This window comes from Pedococcus sp., from assembly GCF_036554925.1.
Lineage (GTDB): Bacteria > Actinomycetota > Actinomycetes > Actinomycetales > Dermatophilaceae > Pedococcus_A.
On sequence record NZ_DATBMI010000184.1, the window covers coordinates 1 to 16,790 of the forward strand.

Consider the following 16,790-nt stretch of genomic DNA (forward strand, 5'->3'; position numbering starts at 1 on the left):
CTTCTTCGAAACCGCCGCGTCCATCCCCTGGCTCGAGCCGGTGACGACCGACACGCTGCTGGCTGACGCCAAGAAGGCGGTGCCGATGCCGAAGGAGGTCGGCACCCGGCCCACGCCGATCCCGTCGCCGGGCACGTCGTCGCCGGGCACCCCGGCAACCAGCCCACCGCCCGCCGACCCCTACTCCGAGAGCCGCCCGCTCCTCACGCAGCGGCGGGTCGAGTCGCTGGAGCAGAGCCTGGACACGGTCCGGGGGGTCGCCCTCATCCGCGACGACGGCGACGCATTCGCCCGCACCTGGGGGCGTGCCGCCGAGCAGCTGGCCTCGAGCCGGTGGCGAGCAGCCCCGGCCGGCTGGGCCCGGCTCAGCGCGGGGATCCAGGCCGCCACCCGCGAGACGACGTCGAGCATCAGGGTGTCGCGGAGCAACATCAACTTCCTGGCCGAGACCGGACGGCTGCAGATCACCGTGACCAACGACCTCGACGTCGCGGTCGAGAACGTCAAGCTGACGCTCGAGCCGGCGAACCCCCGCCTCCGCATCGACAGCCAGCCCGATCTCCTGCGCATCGGGCCCAAGAGCCGGGCCACCGCCGTCGTCGGGGTGACCACCCTCGCCGCCGGGCTGGTCCCCATCCGCACGACGCTGACCACCCAGGACGGCACGGTCATCGGACAGGGCGCCGACGTGGTCGTCCGCGTCACCCCGACCGGCGACTGGGTGTACTGGACCCTCGGCGGCGTCGCCGGGGTCATCCTGCTGCTCGGCATCTGGCGGTCCATCCGCCGCCGGCCCGCACCGGTGAACGCCGCCGAACCCACGACCACCGCACAGGGAGCCCGATGAGCGAGACCAGCCTGGCCCGGACGAGCGCGGTCATGGCCGCCGGGACGGTGGTCTCGCGACTGCTCGGCTTCGTGCGCGCCTCCACGCTGGCCGCCGTCCTCGGGATCGGCCTGGTCGCCGACATCTTCGACACCGCGAACACGCTGCCGACGCAGTTCTACCTCCTGCTGGCCGGCGGGGTCCTCAACGCGGTGCTCGTCCCCCAGATCACCAAGGCGCGCACCATGGAGGACGGCGGTGAGGAGTTCGTCAACCGCCTGCTCACCGTCTCCTTCGCCCTGATCACCGGGGCGACGGTCGTCGTCACCGCGCTGGCCCCCTGGCTGGTCCGCCTGTACTCGCTTCGGTGGGATGCCGAGGCGCTCGACCTCGCCACCGCCTTCGCGGTCATCACCCTGCCCCAGATCCTCTTCTTCGGGCTGTACACCCTGCTCGGCCAGGTCCTCAACGCCCACGGCCGCTTCGCGGCATACATGTGGGCGCCAGCCCTTGCCAACGTCGTCGCCATCGGCGGCTACCTCCTCTTCCGTGCCCTCTACGGCACGGAGGTCCCGGTGCAGGAGTGGACCCCCGGGATGATCGCGCTGCTCGCCGGCACGCCGACCGTCGGCGTCGCCCTGCAGGCCCTCGTCCTGCTCATCCCGCTGCGCCGCATCGGGTTCCGCTACCGACCGGCGTGGGGCCTGCGGGGCGTGGGTCTGGGATCCGCCTCTCGCGTCGCGCTGTGGACCTTCGCGGCCATCGGAGTCAGCCAGCTCGGCTTCATCGTCACCGCGAAGGTGCTGACCCGCGCCGGGGACCTGATGGCTGAACAGGGCGTCGTCGGTGCCGGCAAGGCCGCCTACGGGATCGCCTTCCTGCTCTTCATGCTGCCCCACTCACTGGTCACGGTGACGCTGGTGACCGCGCTGTTCACCCGCATGTCCGAGGCCGCCCACACCGGGCGGCGCGCCGACGTCGTCGAGGACCTCGGCCGCGGCCTGAGGATGCCGGCCGTCATCCTCGTGCCGGGCACCGTGGCGGCGGTCATCCTCGGGAACGCCGCCGTCAGGGTCGCGTTCCCCGGCAACTCGCCCGAGCAGACCGAGGCGATCGCCGGCGTGATGGTCGCGATGATGCTCGGGGCCGTGCCGTTCGGCTGGCTCTACCTCGTGCAGCGGGTCTACTACGCCTTCGAGAACGCCAGGACCCCGTTCTACCTCCAGCTCGTGGTCACCGCGGTGGCCACCGTGGTGAACCTCCTCGCGGCGCTCGTCGACCCGCAGACCACCGGAATCGTCGTCGGGCTCGGGCAGACCGTGTCCAACCTCACGGCTGCGGTGGTCGGATTCGTCCTGCTGCGGCGCTGGCTCGGGCCTCTGCGGCTGCGGTCGACGGTGCGGATGTACGTGCGACTCGCGGTGGCGGCCCTCGTCGCCGGCGCCGTGACCCTCGGTGTCGTCACCGTCCTCGAGCGCGCCCTGCCGACGCTGGACACCGGCCACCTCACCTGGTGGGGCGCGTTCGTGGAGCTGGTGGTGGGCCTCGGCGTCCTCTTCGCGGTCTTCCTCCCCCTCGCCCACGTGCTGCGGGTACCCGAGGTCGGGCAGCTGCTCGACCCCCTGCTGCGCCGGGTCCGCGCGCGCCGTGGTCCCGGCCCCGGCGGCACGGCCTAGGATGATCGCGCACTCAGCCGTACGGACCGCAGTGAGGAGGCACGCGTGCATGGCGTAGGGCCCTCGACCGTGCTCGGCGGACGGTATGCCGTGCGGCGCCGGCTCGCGCAGCAGCCCCGCGCCGAGCGGTGGTCGGCACACGACACGACGCTCGAGCGTGAGGTCGTCATCGTCTGCTTCGCCGCCGACGACCCCAACGCCGACGCAGCCCTCGACGCCGCTCGCCGGGCCGCCGGCGTCGACCACGACCGGCTGGTGCGCATCCTCGACGTCGGCCGCTCGGACGACATCGCCTTCTTCGTCGAGGAGGCCCTGCACGAGGCGCACACCGTCACGCACCTGCTCGAGCAGGGAGGCCTGCCCTCCGAGGAGGCCCGCCGCATCGCGGGCGAGGTGGCCACCGGGCTCGAGGCGGCCCGCGGGCGTGGGCTGCACCACCTCCGGCTCACGCCGTCCTACGTCCTGCGCACCGGCGACGGTGCCGTCAAGCTCTCCGGCCTCGCCACCGCGGCGGCGCTGGCGGGCGTGGACGACCTGGACTCCGCGGAGGCCGCCCGGGTGGACGCCATCGGCGTCGTCGCCATCGCGTATGCCGCGTTGACCAGCCGTTGGCCGCTTCCGGACCGCGTGCTGGGACTGGAGCCCTCACCGCACGTGGTGGGAGGCGTCCCCGCCCCCTCGGAGATCGCAGCTGGCGTGCCCGGCGACCTCGACGCCATCTGCCGACTGACGCTGAACGACGACGAGGGTCCGCTCACGCCCGGTGACCTCGCCGCCCAGATCGCGCCGTGGTCCTCGTCGCAGATCAGCGGCCTCGGTGGCACCTCTCGCCCCCTGCCGGCCGAGGGCGTCACCAACCCGACGCTCGCCCTCCCGCTGCCGGCCAGGGCTGCCCAGGGCACCGAGGCGACCGTGCAGATCCCCGCTGCCGGCTCGACCCAGCGGACCCCGGTCCCGGCCGCAGGCGCGGCGGCCGGTGGCGGCACCCTGTCGCCCGCGACGGCTGCCGGAGCCGGGGCTGCCGACGCCGCCGACACGGCGGGTGCAGCCACGCCGGCCGAGCAGGAGGCCGCGCCGGGACCCGGTGCCCCAGCCGCCGGCGGCGCTGCCGTCGTGGCGGGTGCCGTGGGTACGGCCCTCGGCACTGCCGGGCACGCAGCCGGACACGCGGCGGGCGTCGCCGCCGGCCGGGTCGGCAGCTTCGCGCGGGCCGCCGCCGACAAGGCGGCGGAGAAGCGGGCCGCTCGTGCCGCGGCGGAGGCCGAGGCGCAGCAGGGCCGCGTCTCCCTCGACGACGCCCTTCGCGAGGGGTACGAGGACTCCGAGCCCCCGCTGCCGATGCTCCCGCCCGAGACCGCGGACTCGCCGACCCGCGACCAGTCCAAGCTGGTCATGGCCATCGTGGCGGGGTTCCTGGCGCTGGCCACCCTGGTCGGCTTCTGGGGCGTCTCCCAGATCGGGGCGGGTGAGGGGATCGACCTCTCCGGCGCCACCCCGCGCCCGACGGTCACGGTCACCGGGGCCCCGACCACGGTCACGCCGACGCCCACGCCGTCCTCGTCCAGCGCCGAGACCACCGGTGAGTCCTTGGCCATCCTCCGCGCCACAGGCTTCGACCCGGAGGGCGACGGCAAGGAGCGCAACAGCGAGGCCGGCCGCGTCTACGACGGCAACACGTCCTCCTTCTGGAGCTCCGAGGGGTACGCCTCGGCCAACCTCGGCGGCCTCAAGCCCGGCGTGGGCGTGCTGCTCGACCTCGGCCAGCCCGCGAAGGTCCGTGAGGTGTCCATCGCGCTCCCGGACGTCGCCGACGTGACGGTCTTCCTCGCCGAGAACCGGCAGGTCGACGGGGCGACCGAGATCGGCTCGTCGACCGGCAAGAAGGGGCCGATCACCCTCACCAACGCCAAGCCCGACGCCTCGGGCCAGTACGTCATCGTCTGGTTCACCAAGGTGTCCCAGGTCAGCGACGGACGCTTCCGGGCGACGCTCGCCGAGGTCGCCCTCCGCTGAGGAGGGGCGCGCCGTGGCCGAGGACCAGCCGCTGCGGGAGGTCAGCGACCGCGACCTGATGGCCCGCCACTGCGCCGGCGACCCCGACGCGTTCGGGGAGATCTTCCGCCGCCACCGCGACCGCATGTGGGCCCTGGCCCTGCGCACGACCCGGAACCCCGAGCTGGCTGCCGACTGTGTGCAGGAGGCGTTCATCTCGGCCTTCCGCCGCGCCGACTCGTACCGCGGCGACGCGGCCGTCACCACGTGGCTGCACCGGATCGTGGTCAACGCCTGCCTGGACCGGCTGCGGCGGGACCGGCCCACCACGACGCTCCCCGAGCGCGAGCTCGCCGACGGTCGTGACGCCCACGGGCAGGTCGAGACCCGGCTCGACGTGCGCGAGGCCCTGGGCCGACTCCCGGAGGGGCAGCGTCTGGCCCTCGTCCTGGTCGACATGCACGGGCTCTCCGTGGCGGAGGCAGCCGCCGTGCTCGGGGTGGCGGAGGGGACCGTGAAGTCCCGGTGCGCCCGCGGTCGGACGGCTCTCGCGGTGATGCTCGGGCCCTCCGTCGCCGGGGTCGCGGAACCTTCGGAGCCCTCGTGACGTCGTACGAGTGTCAGTCCTGCTGCCGGAGCGCAGCCCCCCGACCAGCACCCAGGGCCGGCTCCCGACGCGCGAGGAGGTTGTTGTCGTGGTGACGCCACGCGAGCACCAGCCCGGCTCGCCCCTCCCCGACGACGACCCCACCGGCGTCCGTGCCCTGCTGGGCTCGCTCCCCGACCCCGGCCCCATGCCGGACGACCTGGTCGCCCGCATCACCGCGAGCATCGCCGCCGAGCGGGAACACCGCGCGGACGTGCGTCACCTCGCGCCGCGGCGGCGGCCGCTCTGGCGCACGGTCGGCATCGCCGCCGCCGCCGCTGTCGTCCTCGGGCTCGGGGGCGCGTCCCTGCTGTCGAACACCCCCGCGGCCGACGTCGCGGGCCTGCTCTCGAGCAACGGCAACGACTCGTCCGCGGGCGCGGGGCGTGACACCTCGGCCGAGGGTGCGCCGAGCCCCTCGAACGGCGCACGCGGCTCCGGGCGCATCGTGGTGACGGTCCACCACAGCGAGCGGGCGTACTCGACGGCGGCCTTCGCCGGGCAGGCGACCGACATGCTCGCCAGCCCCGGCGCCCCGATGTCGCCGGGGGCCGCCGAGTCGCCCTCGCTCGGTCCGATCGCCACGGAGCAGGGTGTGCTCTCCTGCCTCGCGGCCCTGACCGATGAGACCTTCTCGCAGGTCACCGCCGACCTGGGCACGTTCGACGGGGCCCCGGCGGCGGTGCTGGTGGTCACCACGGACACCGGCCACACGGCCTACGCGGTGCAACGGCACTGCACGTCGGGCACCCCCGCTCTGCTGAGCGGTCCCACGCCTGTGGGTTGACCGTTCGGCACCCGGCGAGTGCCCGCCGACAGTGCTGGCGCCCCGCGCCCGCGTGTCCCGGCCTGCCGGTGCGGGCGAGGAACAAAGAGGCCCTACGATCGGTTGGAGCAGACGGCACCGTATGTTGCGGTGTCGACCCATCCAGACCACAAGGGGCTGTATCCCGTGAGCACTGACGTGTCCGCCGTCCGGAACCTCATCATCATCGGTTCCGGTCCCGCCGGGTACACCGCGGCCGTCTACGCCGCCCGGGCCAACCTCAAGCCGCTCCTCTTCGAGGGTGCCGTCACCGCCGGTGGTGCCCTGATGAACACCACCGAGGTCGAGAACTTCCCCGGCTTCAAGGACGGCATCATGGGCCCCGAGCTCATGGAGCAGATGCGCGCCCAGGCCGAGCGCTTCGGCGCCGAGCTGGTCACCGACGACGTCACCGCCGTCGACCTCACCGGTCCGGTCAAGACCGTCACCGACTCGGAGGGCAACACCTACTCCGCCCACGCCGTCATCCTCTCGATGGGCTCGGCGTACCGCGAGCTCGGCCTGCCCGACGAGAAGCGCCTCTCCGGCCACGGCGTGAGCTGGTGCGCGACCTGCGACGGGTTCTTCTTCCGCGACCAGGACATCGTGGTCGTCGGCGGCGGGGACTCCGCGGTCGAGGAGGCCACCTTCCTGACCAAGTTCGCCCGGTCGGTGACGATCGTGCACCGCCGCGACGAGCTGCGCGCCTCCAAGATCATGGCGGAGCGCGCCTTCGCGAACGACAAGATCCACTTCGCCTGGAACAGCACGGTCACCGCGATCCACGGCGACGCCAAGGTCACCGGCGTCACGCTGACCGACACCGTCACCGGGGCTACCCGCGAGCTCGCGGTCACCGGCGTCTTCGTCGCCATCGGCCACGACCCGCGCAGCGAGCTGGTCAAGGGCGTCGTCGACCTCGACGACGAGGGCTACGTGCTGGTGCAGGGCCGCAGCACCCTCACCAACGTTCCCGGTGTGTTCGCCTCGGGTGACCTTGTCGACCACACGTACCGCCAGGCCATCACCGCCGCCGGCTCGGGCTGCGCAGCGGCGCTGGACGCCGAGCGCTTCCTGGCCGACCTCGACCACGATGCCGAGCGGGCCCGCGGCGGTGCCGCCGAGGACTCCGCCGACCCCGTGGTGTCACCGGCCACGGCTACCGTCTGAACCACCCGGCACACCCGCACGACCCCAACCACCGGACGAGAGGAGCCCCCGACGTGGGAGCCACCAAGGAGACCACCGACGCCACCTTCGACAGTGACGTCCTCATGAACGACAAGCCCGTCCTGGTGGACTTCTGGGCACCGTGGTGCGGTCCGTGCCGCGCGGTCGCGCCCGTGCTGGAGGAGCTCGCGAACGAGCACGCGGGCAAGATCGAGGTCGTCAAGCTCAACACCGACGAGAACCCCGAGATCACCGGTCGCTACGGCATCACCGGCATCCCGACGCTCAACGTCTACGTCAAGGGCGAGGTGGTCAAGACCCTCGTCGGCGCGCTGCCCAAGCCCAAGCTGGTGCGCGAGCTCTCCGACTACCTCGGCTGAGCACCCCTCGCCGCGACCCCGCAGTGCACATGCCGGCCGCTCCCGTCCTCGGGGGCGGCCGGCTCTGCGTGACGCGCGAGGGTCAGCCCGTCGGGTGTGCCTCGGCGCGCCACGCGGGCACCTTTGCCGCTCCGGCACCCCTCGCCTAGGCTCGACCCCACCCCTGCACCGCCCCGCACGGGCGGATCCCCTGCTCAGGAGGGCCTGTGTCCCACAGCACCACCGGACTGCTGCGCCGTGGCAGCGAGGGCGTGGCCGTCGCCGACGTGCGCGCACGCCTGATCGCACTGCCCGAGGGTCAGCTCGCGGACCGCGCGGGCCTCGAGGGCGCCGAGGTCCGGTCCGACCTCTACGACGAGCCGCTCGAGCGCGCCGTGCGGGCCTTCCAGCAGCAGCACGGCCTCATCGCCGACGGGGTGGTGGGCCCGGAGACCTTCGCCGCCATCGACGGAGCCCGGTGGGCCCTCGGCGACCGCATCCTCGTGCACACACCAGGGCACCTCCAGCACGGCGAGGACGTCCGCAGCCTCCAGGAGCGCCTGAACACCCTGGGCTTCGCCGCTGGTCGAGTCGACGGCTGGTTCGGTGAGACCACCGAGCACGCGGTACGAGCCTTCCAACGCGCCTATGGCCTCCCGGGCGACGGGTCCGTGGGCCCGGACACCCTGCGGGCGTTCACGGACCTCCAGCGCAGCGTCTCGGGCGGGTCGTCGACCCTGCTCCGTGAGCGCGAGCGCGTGCGGCGTGCAGGGCACAGCCTGAGCGGGCGCACCGTGGTCCTCGACCCGGGGCACGGCGGGGACGACCCGGGCGCCACCAGCAACGGGCTCACCGAGGCGGCCGTCGTGCTCGACCTCGCCCGCCGCATCGAGGGGCGACTCACCGCCATCGGTGTCGACGTCGTCTACACCCGCACCGAGAGCACGTGCCCCAGCGAGGAGGAGCGGGCCGGCATCGCCAACCAGGCCGGGGCCGATGTCGTCCTCTCGCTGCACTGCGACTCCCACGACCACGTCGACGCAGCCGGCGTCGCCACCTTCTTCTTCGGCCGCGACCGGGCCAGCTCCTGGTCTCCCGTCGGCGAGCACCTCGCTGACCTGCTCCAGCGCGAGATCGTCGCGCGGACCCCTTTGCGCAACTGCCGATCGCACGGCCGCTCCTGGAGCCTCCTGCAGCGCACGACCATGCCGGCCGTCCGCATCGAGGCCGGCTACCTCTCACACCCGGAGGACGCCGCACTGCTCGCCGACCCGGCCTTCCGCGACACCCTCGCCGAGGCGGTTCTGGTCAGCCTCCAGCGTGTCTACCTCGGTGAGGACGACACCAACCAGACCGGCGTGCTTCGGCTCGGCGACCTGCGGGCCTACCTGTCCGCGCGCGCCTGACGCCGGCCCGACCCCAATGGCGGCCACCGTTACCGGCCTTTGACGCGACGGCGCCACGCCGGCCCACCACGAGACCCCCATCTCACTCATGAGATGGGGGTCTCGTCACAGTCGGCACACTGCAGCGGGTCTGCCGCCTCCGGTGCCGCCCTGACCAGACCAACGTCGATCTGTGCATGCCTTCGGTGATATGCGGGGTCAGCTGCGTGGGTCCACGCCGAGCAGGTCGACGATGCGGTTCAGGTCCTCGACCGAGGCGAACTCGACCGTCAGCTTGCCCTTGCGCTGGCCGAGCGCGATGTTGACCCGGGTGTCGAAGCGGTCGGACAGGCGGGCCGCGAGGTCGTCGAGCTGGGGGTGGCGCGAGCCCGCCCGTGGGCGTCGCGGCTTGGTCCGCTCCTGGTCCCCGCCGAGCGCGACGATCTCCTCGACGCTGCGGACCGACAGCCCCTCGGCCACGATGCGCTGGGCCAGTCGTTCCATCGCCGCGGCGTCGTCGAGAGCGAGCAGCGCGCGGGCGTGTCCAGCACTGAGCACCCCGGCGGCGACACGGCGCGCCACCAACGGCGGCAGCTTCAGCAGGCGCAGCGTGTTGGAGATCTGCGGCCTGGACCGTCCGATGCGGCCGGCCAGCTCGTCGTGCGTGCAGCCGAAGTCCTCGAGCAGCTGCTGGTAGGCCGCCGCCTCCTCGAGGGCGTTGAGCTGGCTGCGGTGGAGGTTCTCGAGCAGGGCGTCGCGCAGCAGGTCGTCATCGTCGGTCTCCTTGACGATGGCCGGGATCGCCTCGAGGCCGGCCTCCTGGGTGGCGCGCCAGCGGCGCTCGCCCATGATGAGCTCGAAGCGCGCCTCACCATCACCGTCCGCGGGGACCGGACGCACGACGATGGGCTGCAGCACCCCGATCTCGCGGATGCTGTGCACCAGCTCGGCCATGTCGTCCTCGTCGAAGACGCTGCGCGGCTGGCGAGGGTTGGGCCGGATCTCCCCGACGGGGATCTCCGCGTACGACGCGCCGGGGACGGGGGCGAGACCCTCCTGCGTCACGGAGTCGTCAGCGGCAGCAGGCCGACCGTCCGGCCGGGCGGTCCCGCCTTGTTCACCTGCGGTGTGGCCGGAGCCCCCCTGCTCCCCCGTCGTTGCCGAGCCACCGGCCCCGTTGCCGGCGCCACCGTTCTCGCCGCTTCCGTGCTGGGCGTCGCCCGTCGCCCCGCGCACCGCGTGGCCTGCCCCGTGACCGTTGTCCTGGGCCTCCCCACCCGCGGCCAGGCCGGTGTCGCGACTGGTGTCCTGACTGGTGTCCTGACTGGTGTCCGCTCCGGCACCGCGGTCGAGCACACCCGTCCCCGTGGCAGCCGACCCCGAACGGGCCTGCTCAGCCGCGGAGTTGTCCTTGAAGAAGACGTCGACCGGTCGGGCGGCTCCCGTCCCCGCAGGTGCGTTGGGGATCAGGGCGCCGAGCCCTCTGCCGAGCGCGCGACGCTTCTCGCTCATGTGGTGTGGCCTCTCTGTCTCTGTTGCTGTGGTGGTCAGGGTGGAAGGGTTCTCGCCCGCGGTCACTCGGTTGCCGCGCCACGGTCGGCCAGCTCACTGGCCGCCTCGAGGTAGGACAGGGCCCCGCTGCTGTTCGGGTCGTAGGTCATGACGGTCTGCCCGTGGCTCGGCGCCTCCGAGATGCGGACCGAGCGAGGCACCGTCGTGCGGAGCACCTGCTGCGGGAAGTGCGCGCGCACCTCCTCGGCCACCTGCGCCGACAGGCGGGTTCGCCCGTCGTACATCGTGAGCAGGATGGTCGACACATGGAGGCTCGGGTTCAGGTGGCTCTTGATGAGCTCGATGTTCTTGAGCAGCTGCGAGAGGCCCTCGAGGGCGTAGTACTCGCACTGGATGGGGATGAACACCTCTTCGGCGGCCACGAACGCGTTTACGGTGAGCAGGCCGAGGCTCGGCGGACAGTCGATGAGCACGTAGTCCGGCACCGGGTGCCCAGCCGACTCCGCGCTGGCGATGTAGGCGGCAATGGCCTTGTGCAGCCTGGTTTCACGTGCAACCAGGGAGACGAGCTCGATCTCGGCGCCCGCCAGGTCGATGGTGGCTGGAGCACAGTACAGGCGGTCGATGTCGGGGCAGCGCTGCATCACGTCGGCGATCGGCACGCTGTCGACCAGCACGTCGTAGATGCTGGGGACCTCGGCGTGGTGCTCGATCCCCAGCGCGGTCGAGGCGTTGCCCTGCGGGTCGATGTCGATCACCAGCACCGTGAGCCCGGCCTGAGCCAGCGCCGCCGCCACGTTCACCGTGGTCGTCGTCTTGCCGACGCCGCCCTTCTGGTTGGCCACGGTCATCACCCGGGTGGTCGCCGGCTTGGGGAAGACGCGACCGGTGAGGGCGATGCGCTTGCGCGCGTCCGCGGCCACCGCCTGGGCCAGCGGCGTGTCCTCTCCCGCGTCGGGGAGGGAGGCCGCCAGCACCTCACGCTCGCTCGTTTCACGTGAAACGACGGCGGCCAACGCTTCCTCGGCCGCCGCCGCGCTGCCGACGAGACCCTGCGTCGTGGCTGCGTCGGACACCCCCTCCGACATCACCGCGACACGGGCAGGGGCCGCATCGGATCCCGGGGTCTCGAGCCCAACCGTGGCCGAAGCCGGTGACGGGGCGGGGTCAGCCGGTGGCGAAACAGTCGACGCAGCATCGTGGGAAGCGGTCCGGTCGGGGGCAGAGCCCGCGGGGCCGACTCCGTCGGTGGCGACCCGATCAGAGGCGGCGCCCCCAGCAATGGGACCGTCGGAGACGTGACCATCGGGAATGGCGTCGTGGTGGTTCGGCAGCGCACCCGCCGGCGGGGTGGTGGGTGACGGCTCCGGCAGGGTCACCGCATGGCTGGGTTCGGCGTGCCTGGGTTCGGCATGGCTGGGTTCGGCATGGCTGGGTTCGGCTGCAGGGCCGCTCGCCGCGACCTCCGCCTGGGCCACCTTGGCCTCCGGCGCTGCGATGGGCCCGAGAGGGTTCCCGTCCAGGTCGAGTCCGGCGCGCACCGTGCTGGTTTCACGTGAAACGCGGTCCTCTGCCGGCCAGCCGAGCGGACTGGTGGTGGCCCCCGTCAGCGCGGGCCAACCGAGCCCCCGCGTGAGTTCCCGCGTCTGTGTCACTCCGTCACCTCGTCGCGCATGGTCGCCATCCAACCGTACGAGGGCGGTGGCACCAAACCGGGGAGGCTACGGGCGGCGCCGTGTCTTCCTGCCGGGACGGGAGTGGCGCTGACCAGTGTCGACGCGCAGCTCCAAGGTCACGGTCGGAACCTCGAGGAGACTCGCTCCATAGGTGCGGATCGCGGCGTCCACCATGCCCATTCGGGTCAGGCGGTCCCGCTCCTCCTCCAGCTCCTCGGCGGCTCGCTGCCCCTTGAGGGCCACGAGGGTCCCGCCAGGCTCCAGCAGCGGGAAGGTCCACCGTGCCAGCTTGTCGATGCGCGCGACGGCCCGCGCGGTGGCGTAGGGCGCGCTCAGCCTGCCGTGGAACTCCTCGGCGCGACCACGGTGGATCTCGCAGTTCACCAGCCCGAGCTCGGCAACCGTGCTCGCCAGCCAGGTGGTGCGTCGCAGCATCGGCTCGACGAGGTGGAGGTGCAGGTCGGGTCGCACGACCGCCAGGGCGAGCCCCGGGAGCCCGGCTCCTGAGCCGACGTCGATGATGGACGCACCGGCCGGGAAGGCTTCCTGCGCGACGGCACAGTTGAGCACGTGCCGGTCCCACAGCCGCTCGACCTCGCGAGGGCCGATGAGCCCGTGACTCACCCCCGTGTCGGACAGGATCCGGGCGAACTCGGTGGCGACATCGAGACGGTCGCCGAACACTGCCGCTGCAGCCGGAGGGGCCGCCGGCAGTGCTGCCGGCGGCCCCTCGGCTGGAGTGGTCTCGTGACTCTCGGTCATCGCGGTTTCACGTGAAACGCGGCGAGCCGCCGTCAGGCGGGCAGCACCACGACGAAGCGGTGGGGCTCGACGCCGTCGGACTCGGAGGTCAGACCCGCCTCGAGCACCGCGTCGTGAACCACCTTCCGCTCGAAGGCGGACATGGGCTCCAGCGCCTTCTTCGCACCAGAGCTCTTGACCTCGGCGATCGCCTCCTCGGCGATGCGAACCAGCGCGGCCCGGCGCTCGGCGCGGTAGCCGGCGACGTCGAGCATCAGCCGGCTGCGCTCACCGGTCGCCGACTGGACTGCCAGCCGGGTCAGCTCCTGGAGGGCATCGAGGACCTTGCCGTCGGGGCCCACCAGACGACGCGGGACGCGCCCCTCGTCGGAGTCGACGATCGCCACGGCCGCACGGTCGCCGTCGACATCGACGTCGATGTCGCCGTCGAGGTCCGCGATGTCGAGCAGGACCTCGAGGAAGTCCGCCGCGACCTCCCCCTCACGCTCGAGGTCGCGTCCGCCGCGGCCCCGCGTGGCAGCCTGGTCCGTCTCGGTCGCCACCGGGTCCTGCCCGGCCGGCGCGACGCCACCTGCGTCGGCCGGGCCGCCGGCCTCGGTCGCGAGGGCGCCAGTGCTGGCGCCTGCCGGGTCGCTGGCCGCGACAGGGGTGCTCCCGTTGTGCTCGGTCATGTGCTCTCCTTGCGAGAATCAGGGAGGCCCGACAGGGCCACCCGCTGCGCCCGCTTCGCGCGTTTGCGCAGGTCAGCGGGCTGTGAGGTCAGTTGTTGGCATCCTTGGCCTGCTGCGGCGGCCGCGAGTCGCCGGGGGTGGGCTTCTGGGAAGGCTTGCCTCCCGGCTTGGCAGGGCCGCCCTTGGCCTTCTTCTTGTTCCTCTTGGGCTGCTGGCGCTGCCCGCCCGTCTTCGCGTCCGGCGCGTCGTCCGCGGGGGTGGCGTCGAGGCCCTTGACGGTGAAGTCCTCCACCGGCTTGCCCCGCTTGCGCCGGCGCTCCTGCATGGCCTTCTCGGCCGGCGACCCCGGGGCGGGCATGCGGCGAATCACGTAGAACTGCTGGCACATCGACCAGATGTTGGTCACCGACCAGTAGATGAGGACACCGATCGGGAAGTTGATGCCGGAGATCGCGAAGAAGATCGGCATCAGGTAGAGCAGCACCTTCTGCTGCTTGGCGAAGGGGTTGTCCAACGCCGAGGCCGGCATGTTCTTCATCATCAGCTGGCGCTGCGTGGTGAACGTGGTCGCCGACATCAGCACGATGAGCAGGACGGTGACGATGTACGTCGCCGTGCTGTCCGCGCTCAGGAAGGTGTCCGAGAGCTGGGCCCCGAAGAGCGTCGACTGCTCGGCCTGGGCAGCGACCTCGGGCGTGATGGGGCCAATCGGGTCCTTCGCGCCGGTGGCGATGGCCTCGAGCCCGTTCAGCACCTGGAAGAGGCCGAAGAAGAACGGTGACTGCAACAGGATCGGCAGGCACGAGCTGAACGGGTTGGTCCCCGTCCGCTTGTACAGGTCCATGGTCTCCTGCGTCATGGCCTGGCGGGAGTCCGGGTCGGTCTTGCCCTTGTACTTCGCCTGGATCTTCTGCATCTCCGGCTGGATGAGCTGCATCCGGCGGGAGGCGTGGATCTGCTTGACGAACAGCGGGATCATCGCCGCTCGCATGACCACGACGAGGCCGACGATCGAGAGCACCCACGCCGCACCGGAGGCGGGGTCGAGGCCGATCGTGTCGAAGAGGGTGTGCCAGCCGTAGAGAATCCAGGCGACGAGCCACTCGAACGGGTAGATCAGCGAAGTGAAGAAGTCCATGCTGTCCTCTGTGTGAAGGTGAGCGGTCGGCTCACCAGTGGTGCCGGCCATCGGGCGGTGTGCCGCGTGGCCGGCGAGACGTCAGGTGGGGCGGCCAGGGGCTGCCGCTGCGGGGGGCACGTGGTCGACCCCGCCTGGTGACCACGGGTGGCACCTGAGCAACCGACGGGCGGCCAGCCAGGTTCCGCGTATCGGGCCGAAGCGCTGGATCGCGGTGAGGGCGTACTGCGAGCAGGAGGGGTAGTACCGGCAGGTCGGCGGGCGCATCGGGGAGATGAACCGCTGGTACAGGACGATCAGCGCCACCAGCGGGAAGGCCGCGACCTTCTGCGCAGTCTTCACGAGGCCCTCGCAGACGGCAACCGCTCGATCACTCGGGCCAGCAACCTGTCGAGCTCATGCCCGAGATCAGCCGAATCTGCCTGCGCCGCAGCGGGATTCGCGCGAATGACGACGTCCGTTCCTGCGGGCAGGACACCCAGGCGCTCATGTGCGAGGGCGCGCAGCCGCCGCTTCGTGCGGTTGCGGACCACCGCTGAGCCGACGGCCTTGGAGACAACAAAACCGACCCGCGGCGGGTGGCCCGCACGCGCGTCGGTCTGGTTGGCGTGAACCACGATGAGCCGGGAGCCCGATCGTGCTCCTCCTGCTGCTCGGACCGCTGCCGCGAAGTCGGCGCTGTGACGCAGCCGGTGCTGCGCGGGCAGCACGCCCGGGACCTCAGGCGGAGAGCTCGGAGCGGCCCTTGCGACGACGGGCAGCCAGGATGGCGCGGCCCGCACGGGTGCGCATGCGCAGGCGGAAGCCGTGGGTCTTGGCCCGGCGACGGTTGTTGGGCTGGAAAGTACGCTTGCTCACGATGATCTCCGTAACTGGACGGACCCGGGTGGTCCGCGAGTGCTTGCGGTGGTGGGCCGTCATCGGCCGCAATCGGAAGCCCGCGAGCGGGTCACGGGCATGCGAAAACGGCCGACAAGGCCGCGTCTACGGTACGCGAGCGCGGGTCACAGGGTCAAACCACAGCCGGTTCCAGCACTCGCGCACGCCCTCTACCAGTTGCGGACATCCGCCAGCAGGATGACACGCGGGGGTCGTCGAGAATTCTTGTGCTCGGGCGTGACGAATTTCGACGATCAGGTTGCCGGGCTCGTCACGCTGTTGTTAGCGTCCCCGTCGGCGCCCCGTCTGGCATAACCCACAGGTTGTGGATAAGCGTGTGGACAGCCCACAATGGCCTCTCGCCGAGCGGGGCAACGACGACTTTTCTCAGGGGTGTGACCAAGTGGCAGATGCGGATCTGAACTACGGTCAGATCTGGCAGAACACCCTCACCGCGCTCGATGCCGACGGCGTCCCCGCGCAGCAGCGCGCCTTTCTCAGCCTCGCCCGCTTCGTGGGCCTGCTCGACGGAACCGCGCTGGTCAAGGTCCCGAACGACTTCACCAAGGATGTCGTCGAGACCCGGGTCCGCGACCAGGTCACGCGCGCGCTGTCCTCCCAGCTGGGGATCGACGTCCGCCTCGCCGTGACGGTCGACTCCTCCCTGGACCGCGACGACAGCGAGCTCACCACGGGTCTCGAGACGCGCCCGCTCCACCTGGCCGAGCCGGCGCTCCCCGCGCCGGCCCTGCCCGGCCCGCCGCAGCCCGAGCTCGACACCCTCGCCCAGCGCCGCCCGCGCCCGGAGGACCTCGTCGGTGTCGCCGAGGCCGAGGCCACCCGGCTGAACCCGAAGTACACGTTCGACACCTTCGTCATCGGGGCCAGCAACCGCTTCGCGCACGCGGCGGCGGTGGCGGTCGCCGAGGCGCCGGCCAAGGCGTACAACCCGCTGTTCGTCTACGGCGAGTCGGGGCTGGGCAAGACCCACCTGCTCCACGCGATCGGCCACTACGCGCGCAACCTCTACCCCAACGTGCGGGTGCGCTACGTGAACTCCGAGGAGTTCACCAACGACTTCATCAACAGCATCCGCGACGACAAGGCCTCGAACTTCCAGCGGCGCTACCGCGACGTCGACGTCCTGCTCATCGACGACATCCAGTTCCTGCAGGGCAAGGTGCAGACGCAGGAGGAGTTCTTCCACACCTTCAACACGCTGCACAACGCCAACAAGCAGGTCGTCATCACCAGCGACCTGCCCCCGAAGCTGCTCTCCGGCTTCGAGGAGCG

At 71.8% G+C, this 16,790-nt stretch carries 17 protein-coding genes; 9 read left to right on the forward strand and 8 right to left on the reverse strand.

Going from position 1 to position 16,790, the window contains the following annotated elements; translation table 11 throughout:
* The 8 genes from VIB11_RS14300 to VIB11_RS14335 all read left to right on the forward strand — a co-directional run.
* A partial coding sequence (locus tag VIB11_RS14300) for a DUF6049 family protein (RefSeq protein WP_332031915.1) occupies positions 1-847 on the forward strand: 847 nt, incomplete at its 5' end.
* Positions 844-2,502: a murein biosynthesis integral membrane protein MurJ gene (murJ, locus tag VIB11_RS14305; protein ID WP_332031917.1), complete on the forward strand. Its 1,659-nt coding sequence runs from the start codon at positions 844-846 to the stop codon at positions 2,500-2,502. The genes VIB11_RS14300 and murJ, both read left to right, overlap by 4 nt.
* Before the next feature lie 45 nt (positions 2,503-2,547).
* Positions 2,548-4,515 (forward strand): hypothetical protein, encoded by a 1,968-nt coding sequence (locus tag VIB11_RS14310; protein WP_332031918.1) that lies wholly within the window; start codon positions 2,548-2,550, stop codon positions 4,513-4,515.
* 13 nt (positions 4,516-4,528) lie between these two features.
* A complete protein-coding gene (gene sigM / locus VIB11_RS14315; RefSeq protein WP_332031920.1) occupies positions 4,529-5,101 on the forward strand; it encodes an RNA polymerase sigma factor SigM in 573 nt (190 codons plus the stop codon).
* A gap of 88 nt (positions 5,102-5,189) precedes the next feature.
* Positions 5,190-5,927 (forward strand): hypothetical protein, encoded by a 738-nt coding sequence (locus VIB11_RS14320; RefSeq protein WP_332031922.1) that lies wholly within the window; start codon positions 5,190-5,192, stop codon positions 5,925-5,927.
* A 165-nt stretch (positions 5,928-6,092) separates the two neighbouring features.
* The gene (gene trxB / locus VIB11_RS14325; RefSeq protein WP_332031923.1) at positions 6,093-7,115 is read left to right on the forward strand and encodes a thioredoxin-disulfide reductase; all 1,023 of its coding nucleotides are present in this window, start codon (positions 6,093-6,095) and stop codon (positions 7,113-7,115) included.
* A 53-nt stretch (positions 7,116-7,168) separates the two neighbouring features.
* Entirely contained in the window at positions 7,169-7,495 is a 327-nt protein-coding gene (gene trxA / locus VIB11_RS14330) for a thioredoxin (RefSeq protein WP_332031925.1), read from the forward strand.
* A 206-nt stretch (positions 7,496-7,701) separates the two neighbouring features.
* Positions 7,702-8,880 carry an N-acetylmuramoyl-L-alanine amidase gene (locus VIB11_RS14335; protein WP_332031926.1) on the forward strand — a complete coding sequence of 393 codons (1,179 nt, stop codon included), beginning with the start codon at positions 7,702-7,704 and terminating at the stop codon, positions 8,878-8,880.
* A gap of 198 nt (positions 8,881-9,078) precedes the next feature.
* On the opposite strand, the gene VIB11_RS14340 is transcribed toward VIB11_RS14335, so the two are convergent.
* The 8 genes from VIB11_RS14340 to rpmH all read right to left on the reverse strand — a co-directional run bounded on the left by VIB11_RS14340 (position 9,079) and on the right by rpmH (position 15,476).
* A complete protein-coding gene (locus VIB11_RS14340) occupies positions 9,079-10,371 on the reverse strand; it encodes a ParB/RepB/Spo0J family partition protein (RefSeq protein ID WP_332031927.1) in 1,293 nt (430 codons plus the stop codon).
* Between the two features lie 62 nt (positions 10,372-10,433).
* Positions 10,434-11,459, reverse strand: a complete 1,026-nt coding sequence (locus VIB11_RS14345) for an AAA family ATPase (RefSeq protein ID WP_332031929.1) — start codon at positions 11,457-11,459, stop codon at positions 10,434-10,436.
* A gap of 633 nt (positions 11,460-12,092) precedes the next feature.
* The gene (rsmG, locus tag VIB11_RS14350; protein ID WP_332031931.1) at positions 12,093-12,809 is read right to left on the reverse strand and encodes a 16S rRNA (guanine(527)-N(7))-methyltransferase RsmG; all 717 of its coding nucleotides are present in this window, start codon (positions 12,807-12,809) and stop codon (positions 12,093-12,095) included.
* A gap of 32 nt (positions 12,810-12,841) precedes the next feature.
* On the reverse strand, positions 12,842-13,480 hold the full coding sequence (locus VIB11_RS14355; protein WP_332031933.1) for a protein jag: 639 nt from the start codon (positions 13,478-13,480) through the stop codon (positions 12,842-12,844).
* An 88-nt stretch (positions 13,481-13,568) separates the two neighbouring features.
* On the reverse strand, positions 13,569-14,618 hold the full coding sequence (yidC, locus tag VIB11_RS14360) for a membrane protein insertase YidC (RefSeq protein WP_332031935.1): 1,050 nt from the start codon (positions 14,616-14,618) through the stop codon (positions 13,569-13,571).
* 81 nt (positions 14,619-14,699) lie between these two features.
* Complete coding sequence (gene yidD, locus VIB11_RS14365; RefSeq protein WP_332031937.1) at positions 14,700-14,960, reverse strand: membrane protein insertion efficiency factor YidD; 261 nt, start codon at positions 14,958-14,960, stop codon at positions 14,700-14,702.
* A complete protein-coding gene (rnpA, locus tag VIB11_RS14370; RefSeq protein WP_332031939.1) occupies positions 14,957-15,328 on the reverse strand; it encodes a ribonuclease P protein component in 372 nt (123 codons plus the stop codon). Before rnpA ends, yidD begins: the two co-directional genes overlap by 4 nt.
* A 10-nt stretch (positions 15,329-15,338) precedes the next feature.
* Entirely contained in the window at positions 15,339-15,476 is a 138-nt protein-coding gene (gene rpmH, locus VIB11_RS14375; protein WP_013885212.1) for a 50S ribosomal protein L34, read from the reverse strand.
* A 424-nt stretch (positions 15,477-15,900) separates the two neighbouring features.
* On the opposite strand from rpmH, the gene VIB11_RS14380 reads away from it, so the two are divergent.
* The coding region (locus tag VIB11_RS14380; RefSeq protein WP_332031941.1) for a DnaA ATPase domain-containing protein at positions 15,901-16,790 on the forward strand (890 nt) is incomplete at its 3' end.

Bases quoted from the DNA above. Each gene is read 5' to 3' on its own strand.
- murJ (WP_332031917.1), top strand. From the start codon at position 844: ATGAGCGAGACCAGCCTGGCCCGGACGAGCGCGGTCATGGCCGCCGGG.
- VIB11_RS14340 (WP_332031927.1), bottom strand. From the start codon at position 10,371: ATGAGCGAGAAGCGTCGCGCGCTCGGCAGAGGGCTCGGCGCCCTGATC.
- VIB11_RS14345 (WP_332031929.1), bottom strand. From the start codon at position 11,459: ATGTCGGAGGGGGTGTCCGACGCAGCCACGACGCAGGGTCTCGTCGGC.
- rsmG (WP_332031931.1), bottom strand. From the start codon at position 12,809: ATGACCGAGAGTCACGAGACCACTCCAGCCGAGGGGCCGCCGGCAGCA.
- VIB11_RS14355 (WP_332031933.1), bottom strand. From the start codon at position 13,480: ATGACCGAGCACAACGGGAGCACCCCTGTCGCGGCCAGCGACCCGGCA.
- yidC (WP_332031935.1), bottom strand. From the start codon at position 14,618: ATGGACTTCTTCACTTCGCTGATCTACCCGTTCGAGTGGCTCGTCGCC.